This is a genomic window from Salinarimonas rosea DSM 21201 (genome assembly GCF_000429045.1).
GTDB classification, from domain to species: Bacteria; Pseudomonadota; Alphaproteobacteria; order Rhizobiales; family Beijerinckiaceae; genus Salinarimonas; species Salinarimonas rosea.
This window is the reverse complement of record NZ_AUBC01000035.1, coordinates 25,521-35,297: the sequence shown is the minus strand read 5'-3', so window position 1 is coordinate 35,297 and position 9,777 is coordinate 25,521. Positions and strand designations below refer to the sequence as shown.

Below are 9,777 nucleotides of genomic sequence, written 5' to 3'. Positions count from 1 at the left end.
GCACCGGTGAAGGTGTAGACGCCCCCGCCCGCATTCGTGAACCCGGCGAGCGTGGTGAAGCTCCCCTTCGCCGCCGTGTCGAGCGTCACCGTCACCGTGACGTTGGCGCTGTCGACGTCCCCGATCGTGGCCGTGGTGAACGGCTGGACCGTCGTCTTGTCCGTCACCGCCTGGCCGAGGGCGAGCCCGCCCAGCGTCGGCGCGTCGTCGACGGCCGTGACCGTGAGGGTGACAGTCTCCTGGTCGGTCAGAGCGCCGCCGGAGCCGGTGTTGCCGTTGTCGGTCACCGCGACGGTGAGCGTCACGTTGGCGGTGGCGTTCGCCGCGGTGGTGAAGCCGACGCCGTTCGCCGCGATGAAGGCGTTGATGGCGTTGACCGTCCCCGTCAGCGTCAGCGCGGTGGGGGTGCCGCCGACGGTGACGCCCGCGCCGCCGGTCGCGGCGAGCGTGCCGCTCGGGACGGACAGCGTCATCGTCACGGACCCCGCCGCCGCATCGATGTCGGCGATCGAGATGCCCGCGAGCACGCTCGACACATCCTCGGTCACCGCGATCGTGCCGGGCACCGTGAGCACCGGCGCGTCGTTCACGGCGGTGATCGGCACCGAGACCGTGTCGGTCGCGGTCGAGAAGGCCGTGCCGGCACCGTTCGTCGTCGTGTCCGCCGTGCCGCCGTTGGTGCCGCTCGTGCGGTCCCAGGCGCGGAAGGTGAGCGCGTCGCCGAGTACGCCGTTGATGTTCGCCGCCGGCTGGAAATAGAGCCGCGCGTCCGCGTGCAGCAGCAGCGCCGCATTCCCGGACACCGCCGGCACCTGCGTCCAGGTCGTGCCGCCGTCGATCGAGTACCAGAGCGTGCCCTGCGCGCTCGTGCCCGTGATCGCGATGCCCTGCAGCGCGCCCGTGTCCACATCCGCCGCGCCGCCGAGAATCGCCGAGACGAGCGTGGAATTCGCCGTCGAGCCGTTGGTGGGCGCGCCGAGATCCTCGTCGATGCCGGTGAGGGAGGGCGACTGCGTCGCGTCGAGGGTCGGCGCGTCGTTGGTGTTCGAGACGCCGACCGTCTGGGACTGCGCGGTGCTGTTCAGCGTCCCGTCGGTGACGGTGAAGGAGATCACGCGATCGCCGTTGCCGGCGCCGGTGGCCGGGTTCGCGTTCGTGGTGGAATACGCGATCGAGCGCAGCGCCGTCTGGTAGTCCGCGACGCTCGCGGTGCCGGAGAGCGTCAGCACGCCCGTGGTGCCGTTGTACGAACCGATGATGCCGTTCTGGTTCGTGAAGCCGAGCACGTCGCCCGTCACGAAATCGGTGATCGAGACGGTGGCGCCCGTCAGGTTCGGGCTATCCGCGTCGGAAACGGTCAGGTTCGGCGCGATCTGCGTCGCCGCGCCGTCCTCGGCATGGGCCGGCGTGCCGCCACCGATCGCCAGCACCGGCCGCGCGGCGATGGTGATCGTGAAGGTCTGCCCGGTCAGCGGCGCGGCGCCGTCCTCGCCGGCGTCGCCGACGGCGAAGCCGAAGGAATCCGAGGAGCCGGCTCCGCCGCCGTGGAGATACTTGACCAGCCCGTTGTCGATGTTCTCCTGCGTGAAGTTCGAGCCGTTGGTGCGTTCCTCTAACGCGTCGACCACGTCGTTGCCGTTGAGGTCGAGGAACAGCGTGCCGTTCGCGGTCGTCGCGGTCACGCCAAAGACGACGCCGATCCCGCTGTCGTCGGGATCGCCCTCGTGCAGCATGGCGTTCGTAATCGTGACGAGCCCGCCGGTCTCGGTCGAGGCGCCGGTGTTGGCGAAGCCGAAGGCGGGGTTCGCCGTCGGCGCGTCGTTGACCGCGGTGATGTTCAGCGTCCCGGTGACGGTGCTCGCCTGAGCCCCGCCGGTCCCGGTGGCGCCGCCGTCGGTGAGGGTGACGGTCACCGCCCGGGTCGGCGCGACGGTCCCGCCGAGGTTCGTCGGGTTCTCGCTCGTGCTCTCGTAGCGCAGCGCCAGCGCCAGCGCCTGCACCGCCGCATGGCTGGCGTTGGCGTTCAAGGTGATCGTCAGGGCCCGGGCCTGCCCGTCGCTGGTGATGCTGCCGATCACCGTTCCGGCGAAGGTCACGTCCGTGCCGGTGACGCCGATCTGCCCGGCGCCGGTCCCGATGTTCGCCACGCTCAGCACGTCGCCCGCCTGGTAGGCGGCGAACGCCGCCGTCAGGGTCCCGCCGTCGAGATTGGCCGCGTCGACCTGGGTCACCGTCGCCGCGGTGAGCAGCGCAGTCGGCGCCGCGTTCTCGGTATAGCCGACCGCGTTGACGGTGCCGGTCAGCTGCTCGGCGTCGTTGACGGCCGTGATCGTGACCGTGCCGCCGACGGCGGCCGTGCTCGCCGTGCCGTCGCTGTAGACGACCTGGTAGGCCCGGGTCGTGTTCGTGCCGAGTGCCGTTGGGTTGTCGCCGGTATTCGCGTAGGTCAGCGCGCCCAGCACAGCGTTGACGCTGTTCAGGCTCGCCAGCGCGGTGAAGGTGACGGCCGCGTCCCCGCCGAGACCGCCGACGCGGGTCGCGACGACCTGCCCGCCGATCGTGATCTCGCCGGTGCCGGCGTCGAAGGTGATGCCGTTCACGTTGGCGACGCCGATGACGTCCAACGGCTGGTACGCGCCGGATGTCAGCGAAACGGTGAGCGTGGCGCCCGTCACGGTGCCCGCCGCCGCCGGGTTGGCGATGTCGACGTCCGTCACGGCGGCGCCGCCGGCCAGCAGGGCCGGCGCGCCCACGTTCTCGACATAGGTCGGGTTCGTCGCATTCGCGGTCAGGACCGGCGCGTCGTTCACCGCATTCACCGTCACCGCCGCGGTGTCGGAGGCGGTGGAGAAGGCTGTGGCGAGGCCGCCGGCGCCCGGGTCCGTCGTCGTGCCGGCCGTGCCGGAGGTCCGGTCCCAGGCGCGGAAGGTGACCGCGTCGGCGATCGCGCCGTTCACGTCCGCGTTCGGCCGGAAATAGACGTGGTCCGTGCTGCGCAGGAGCAGCGCCGAGGTGGCGCTCACCGCCGGCGCGGCGGTCCAGGTCCCGCCGCCGTCGAGCGAGTAGAACAGCGCGCCCTGGGCGCTCACGCCGGTGATCGCGACGCCGGACTGCGGCGTCGCGTCGGCGTCGCTGATCCCGACCGCCAGCGCCGAGACCTGCGTCGCGCCCGTGAGCCCGCTCGGCACGGCCGCATCCTCGCCGATGGTCGTGAGGACGGGCGACGCTCCGGCGTTCAGCACCGGCGCGTCGTTGACCGACGTCGCCGTCACCTGCGGCGTGGCGAGCGGACCGCCGTTCGTGGTGCCGTCGTTGGGCGTCAGCGTGAAGCTCGTGACGACGGTGCCTGCCGGCGCGACCTGGTTCGCGGTGGGCGTGAACACCAGCGCCTGGAGCCGGGTCGTCAGCTCCGTCGGGTTCGCGCCGGACAGCGTGTAGCTCCCCGCCGTCCCGGTCAGGCCCGTGCCGGCCAGCGTGCCGTTCGCCGCCGTGTAGGTGATGGCGATCGTACCGGCCTCGACGTCGACGTCGCCATAGGTCAGGGTCGAGAACGGCGCCGTGGTGGCCGTGTCGTCGACCGTCGGGTTCGGCGGCGCGCCGGTGAGCGTCGGCGCGTCGTTCACCGGCGTGATCGACGTCGTGATCGTCGCCGTCGTCGCCGAGACCGCGGTCGCGCCGCCGTTCGCGGCGGCGTTGAGGAAGACGCGGTTCTCCGTCCCCGCCGTGGTAGAGAAGCCGGCGACGTAGCTCGAATCGACGGCGCGGATGGTCAGCGCCGGCGGCGCGCCGTTGAAGTCCGTCACGGGCACGAAGCGCACCAGCGTCGCGGACGACAGCGCGAGCGCCGTCGCGTCGTCGGCGACCGGGCCGACGGCGAACCAGTTCGCCCCGCCGTTGGTGGAATATTGCCAGACGCCCTGCGTCCCCGCATTCGCCGTGTTGCCGACGATCGCGTAGCCCGTCACCGTGCCGTCGACGTCCGAGGCGGTGATGCCGAGCGTGCCGAGCGCCGCGCCGGCCGGGCTCGTGGTGTCCTCGTCCACGGCCGCGAGCGCGCCGCCGCCGGTGAGGGTCGGCGCGTCGTTCACCGCCGAAACAGTCACCGTCGCGGCGATGTTCGGCGCGAACGTGTCCGCACCGCCGCTCGCCGTGCCGCCGGAATCCGTGAGCTGCGTGATGGTGGCGACGCGGTTCGCCGTGGAGGGGTTGTCGCTCGTGCTGCGGTAGGCGAGGCCGTCGACCAGCGTCTGCGCGGCCGCGGTCGTGAGCGCGGCGCCGGTGAACGAGACGGTCGCCGTCGTGCCGGTGACGGTCACGGTCACGGTCAGGCCGTTCGTCGCGGTCAGGACCGAGTTGCCGTTCGTCAGCGCAACGTCGCTGCCGTCGATGCGCAGGATCTCGCTCGCGCCGTCGGTGACGTTGGAGATCGTCAGGGCCAGGCCGGTGATGGTCTGACCGGCCTCGACCGTCGAGATCGTCACGCTGGAGAACAGGTCGGCGCCCGGCGCCGCGTCGCCCTCCGTGAACGTCGGGGTGCCGCCGGTCGCGGCGAGGGTCGGCGCGTCGTTCGTCGCCGTGATCGATACCGTCGTCGTCGACGTCGAGTTGCCGGTCGCGTCCGACACCTGGACGTCGATCGTGCGCGCCGTCGTGGTGGGGGCGTTCGAGTTGTTCTGGTAGCGCACGGCGGCGAGCGCCGCCTCCATCTGATCGTTGGTCGCGCCGCCCGCGTTCGTGATGGTGATCTGCGTCGCGCTGTTCAGGGTGTAGGTGACGTTCGCGAACGTCCCCGAGAGGAAGACGCGTTCGCCCGCATCGCCCTGGCTGTTCGTGAGGTTGATCACGATCTGCGTGATCAGATCGGCCTCGTTGTCGGTGATGTTGGGCGCGTTCGTGATCGGCACGCCGTCGGTCGGGCCGGTCCCCTGGTGCGTCCCCTCGACGAAGCCCGCCGCGTAGGCGTTGCCCCCGGTTGCGGTGTCGAGGTCGACGACGGGGGCTTGGTTCGGAGGGCGGAATTCGTACGCACCGATGTCGACGGTACCGTTGAAGATGCGTGTATTGCCGGCGAGATCGAGGGTTCCGCTCGCCTGGGCATTGCTGCCCTGGTCGATCGCGTCCGTTTCCGCGGCAGCGAGGGTGTAGTCGTCGGCAGCCTGGTTGGTGAAGGTCACGCTGCCGACGAGCAGGTTGTTGCTGCCGCCCGCGGCCGCCTGCTGCAGGATCGAGTTGTAAGCGTTGTACGAGGCTCCGCTGAGCGGGACCACGTTCGTGATCGCGTTGTCCGCGAAGGTCACGTTGCGCAGCGTGAGCGATGCGGAGGCCCCGAACAAGTCGATAACCTGCCCGCCGACACTGTGGTCGTAGAACAACGAGTTCGTCACGACGATCGTCGAGTTCTGGTTCATTCCGATCGCAGCGCTACCACCATTCTGCTGGTTGCCCTGGAAGATCGAACGATCGACGTTGAGAATGTTGCCGCTGCCGACGGCGATCGCGCCACCGGTGGCGCCGGTCGCGCTGGTGGAGACGACGTTGCGGAACTCCGAGGCCGTGACGTTGACGGTCAGGACAGCGGTGCTCCGGGCGAACGCGATGGCCGCTCCGTCGATCGTCGCGGTGATACCCTGGAACCGAAGACCCGTGATGTTGACCGTCGCGTTCGCCACCGCATCGATGTTCAGATCGAACGCACCATCCGCATTGCTGTTGACATCGACGAACGTGATGTCCGCCACGCCATCGTTGTTTCGGTCGCCTTGGATGTCGACGGCACTCGTGAACTCGATGAAGCTCTCCAGCTCGATCGTGTAGTCGCCGTTGAAGACGATCGTGTCGCTGCCTGGGCCGTTCGCGTTCGCGTCGAGGATGGCCTGACGGAAGCTGCCGGCGCCGCTGTCGGCATTGTTCGTGACGGTGAAGGTCGCGAGCTCCCCGCTGAACGAGGCCAGTGCGCTCGCTCCGAACAGGGCAGTCGCGCCGGATGCTTCGATCTCGCCCGTACGATACTCGAGCGTCCAGTCCGACGTCGCGGTCGAGCCCGTGTCGTTCGTCGAGGCGGCGATGTCGGCCCCGGTCAGCTCCGCGAGCCGATCGACGAAGCGAGCACCGTACTCTCCCTTCGCCACGTCGCAGCCCCAGAAGACGATGTCGCCGTCCGCGCTCATCGACGCTCCGATCCTCGCGAGGTCGGCGGCATGCGCGTCGAGCGACCCCTCGAACAGGAGCGCCGACCCGAGGCGAACCTGCCCGTCCCAGCCATGGCTGACGATGTGGATCGCGTCGATTCCCGTACGCCCCTCCAACGCCTCGGCGATCTGGCGAACGCCGTCGCGCCCGGGATCGAGGACGACGACCTCCGCGTCTGGACCGAAATCCTGCAGGAGCGTTTCGCGGTCCTCGACCGACGCATCCACGAAGACGATCTGCACGGGCGCGCTCGCACCCTCCGGCGGCACCGGCTCCGGCGGGGGCACGGGCGCCTCGGGATCGGCGGCATCGACGTAGGTCGCAGCACCCGCGGCATCGAACATGATGCGCGGCTCCAGCGCCAGCGTCAGGGGCGCGCGGCTCCACGGATCGCGATGCTTCCAGGCCATGCCGAATCTCCGTCGTCGGGCTGCGACAGGCGACATTGCCTCGAAACCGCCCACTTGCAAAGTGGCGGCACCGCAACAGCCGCTGGCGAACCGAAGGGATCTCGACCGAGACGGCCGAGGGGCTGCGCAACCGCCGGGCCTCGGGCGGGAATGGTCGGCGACGTATTGGCTTCGACCCTCGGTCGTGTTCCCCTCCTGCAAGCCCGCGTTCAGAGAATCAGCGCACGGCGATCCCGGCGAGCGGGCCGAGCAAGGAGGGGCGGACATGGAAACCTACATCGCGACGATCCTGATCTGGGCGCCGAACTTCGCGCCGAGGGCCTGGGCGTATTGCGCCGGGCAGCTGATGGCGATCAGCCAGAACACGGCGCTCTACTCGCTTCTGGGAACGACCTACGGCGGCGACGGGCGCACCACCTTCGCCCTGCCGGACCTGCGCTCGCGCGTGCCGATCGGCGCCGGCATGGGCCCGGGGCCGGGGCTGCACGACTATCGGCTCGGCGCGAAGGGCGGAGTGGAATACGTCACGCTCAACCAGATCGAGATGCCGGTGCACGGCCATTCGGCGCAGGCGGAGGTCGTCGTGTACAACACCCCGGGGACCGAGCACGACGCCCAGCCCGGGAGCGTGCTCGCCTCCGGCGTCTATTCCGACGGCCGCGACACGTTTCCGACGAGCAACTACGCCGCTGCGGCGGGTCCGCGCGTCCCGCTCTCGACCGAGAGCGTGAGCGTTCAGATCGGCAGTGCCGGTGGCGGCCAGTCGCACGAGAACCGGATGCCGTTCGAGGGGCTGAGCTACATCATCGCGCTCTACGGCATCTTCCCCTCGCGCGGCTGACCGCGGGCGGAGTCTCCGCACCGCCGCGGCGCGCCCGGCGCGCGCCGCGGTTCACCCAACGGTAACCAAGAAAGTATTTCTACGCCTGGTCGTCATCTCCGGGTAAGCCACACCGTGGTCCTCTCCGCTCGCGCCCGTTGCGCGGCAACTCCCGCCGGCAGCGCGGCGCGGCATACCTGGAGGGGACGATGGACTACTATATCGGGACGGTTCTGATCTGGGCGCCGACCTTCGCGCCGCGGCAATTCGCCTATTGCGCCGGGCAGACGATGAGCATCACGCAGAACACCGCGCTGTTCAGCCTGATCGGCACCACCTACGGCGGCAACGGCACCACCACCTTCATGCTGCCGGACCTGCGCTCGCGCGCGCCGATGGGCGGCGGCATGGGCCCGGGCAACGGCCTGACCGACTACCCGCTCGGCGTGATGTCCGGCGTGGAGACGGTCACGCTGACCACGACCCAGATGCCGCAGCACAACCACCTGGCCACCGGCGAGATCGTCGCGCGCGCCGCGGCGGGTACGGACGCCAACCCGCTCGCGGGCGGCTACCTCGGCATCGGCGAAGCGGAAATCGGGCGCGATACCGGCACAGCCAGGATCTACACGACGACGACCGCCGGCAACGTCACCCTCGCCCAGGGCAGCGTCTCCGTCCAGACCGCCAACAACGGCGGCGGCCTCGACCACGAGAACCGGATGCCGTTCCTCGGCATCTCCTTCATCATCTGCCTGTTCGGCATCTTCCCGCCGCGGCAGTGACGTAGCGCGAGGCCCGGGGCGGCGCGGATGCCGCCCCGGGCCTCGTACCGCGACGATCGGGTGCGAGCGCGCTGTTCCACCGGTCCGGGTCCGGAGAAAGAGATGTCGATGCGTACTCCGTCCGACGACCTCGCCGCTCTCCACGTGCGTGCCTGCAGGCTCGCCCACGAGGGCCGGGAGGATCGCGGCTTCTGCCAGCGGGCGGCGCGGGCGGACAACCTCGCCTGCGCCCACACCATGGCGCGGTGGCGCCTGAAGGCCGCGCTCGACGCCCGCGTCGCCGCGGGCGTCCCCGGCGCCGCGGACGCGCTCGCGCGCTGGCACGCGCTCGATCTCGCCGTCGGACAGGCAGACCACGACCGCACGCGCGCCGAGTCGGCGGGCGATCGCGCTGCCGTCGCCGCCGCGATCGCCGCCCACGACGAGGCCGCCGCCGCGCTCGCCGCGCTCCTGGCGGAGGCGCGGGTGCCGGCTGCCTAGCCGCTCTGCACCGATCGCCCCCGTCCCACCTTCCGGACTGCGGCCGTCTCGCTCCCCTGCGGAGAGGTGGCGGTCGCGGATGCCCTGCGCCTTCCCTACCGTTCCCTATCCTTGCCCCACGGCGTCTCCTCCACCGGCGTGAGCGGCCCCGCGCCCTCGAACCAGGAGGCGAGGTTGTCGACGACGAGCCGGCCCATGGCTTCGCGGGTGTGCACCGAGGCCGAGCCGACATGCGGCAGGAGCACGACGTCGTCGCGGGCGAGGAGCGCGTCGGGCACGTTCGGCTCGTCCTCGAAGACGTCGAGGCCGGCGGTGAGGATCGTGCCCGCCTCGAGCGCCGCGACGAGCGCCGCCTCGTCCACCACCGAGCCGCGGCCGACGTTGATCAGCACGCCGTCGGTCCCGAGCGCCTCCAGCACCGGCTTCGAGACCAGGTGGCGCGTGCCGGCCCCGCCCGGCGCGACGCAGATCAGCGTGTCGACGGCGCGCGCCATCGCGACGAGGCTGTCGTAGTGCCGATGCGCCACGCCTTCCTGGCGCCGGCGGCCATGGTAGACCACCTCCACGCCGAACGCGTCGAGGCGGCGCGCGATCGCCTTGCCGATGCGCCCGTAGCCGAGGATGCCGATCGTGCGCCCGCGCAGCGTCGGCGAGAGCGGGAACGGCCCCTCCCCCTTCCAGCGCCCGGCGCGCAGCCAGCGCTCCGCCTGCGGCAGGCGGCGCAGGGTGGAGAGGAGGAGGCCGATCGTCAGGTCCGCCACCTCCTCGGTGAGGACGTCGGGCGTGTTCGTGACGATCACGCCCCGGCGCGCGGCCGCCGCCGCGTCGACGTGATCGTAGCCGACGCCGAAGCTCGCCACGATCTCCAGCGCGGGAAGCCGCGCCATCAGCGCCGCGTCGACGGCGTGGTGCGCCCCCGCCGCGATGCCGCGCACCGCGCCGCCGTGCGCCGCGAGCCAGCCCTCGCGATCCGGCTCCTCCCACAGCCGCGCCAGGCGGAAGCGCTCGGAGAGCCGCTCGGCGACGAGCGGCATCATCCGGGCGGGCATCAGGATCAGGGGCTTCGTCATGGCGGCCTCTCCAGCGCGTTCGT

The 9,777-nt window shown here is 71.0% G+C and carries 5 protein-coding genes; 3 read left to right on the top strand and 2 right to left on the bottom strand.

Annotated features, from left to right (window positions below; all coding sequences use genetic code 11):
* A partial coding sequence (locus tag G407_RS0119905) for a DUF4347 domain-containing protein (protein ID WP_029032236.1) occupies positions 1–6,599 on the bottom strand: 6,599 nt, incomplete at its 3' end.
* A gap of 265 nt (positions 6,600–6,864) precedes the next feature.
* On the opposite strand from G407_RS0119905, the gene G407_RS0119900 reads away from it, so the two are divergent.
* The 3 genes from G407_RS0119900 to G407_RS30725 all read left to right on the top strand — a co-directional run bounded on the left by G407_RS0119900 (position 6,865) and on the right by G407_RS30725 (position 8,684).
* Positions 6,865–7,440 (top strand): phage tail protein, encoded by a 576-nt coding sequence (locus G407_RS0119900; protein WP_029032235.1) that lies wholly within the window; start codon positions 6,865–6,867, stop codon positions 7,438–7,440.
* Positions 7,441–7,628: 188 nt separating this feature from the next.
* Positions 7,629–8,204, top strand: coding sequence for a phage tail protein (locus G407_RS0119895; RefSeq protein WP_029032234.1), 576 nt, complete (start codon positions 7,629–7,631; stop codon positions 8,202–8,204).
* 108 nt (positions 8,205–8,312) lie between these two features.
* Positions 8,313–8,684 (top strand): hypothetical protein, encoded by a 372-nt coding sequence (locus G407_RS30725; RefSeq protein WP_156917651.1) that lies wholly within the window; start codon positions 8,313–8,315, stop codon positions 8,682–8,684.
* Positions 8,685–8,779: 95 nt separating this feature from the next.
* On the opposite strand, the gene G407_RS0119885 is transcribed toward G407_RS30725, so the two are convergent.
* A complete protein-coding gene (locus tag G407_RS0119885) occupies positions 8,780–9,754 on the bottom strand; it encodes a 2-hydroxyacid dehydrogenase (protein ID WP_029032232.1) in 975 nt (324 codons plus the stop codon).
* Positions 9,755–9,777 lie beyond the last annotated feature (23 nt).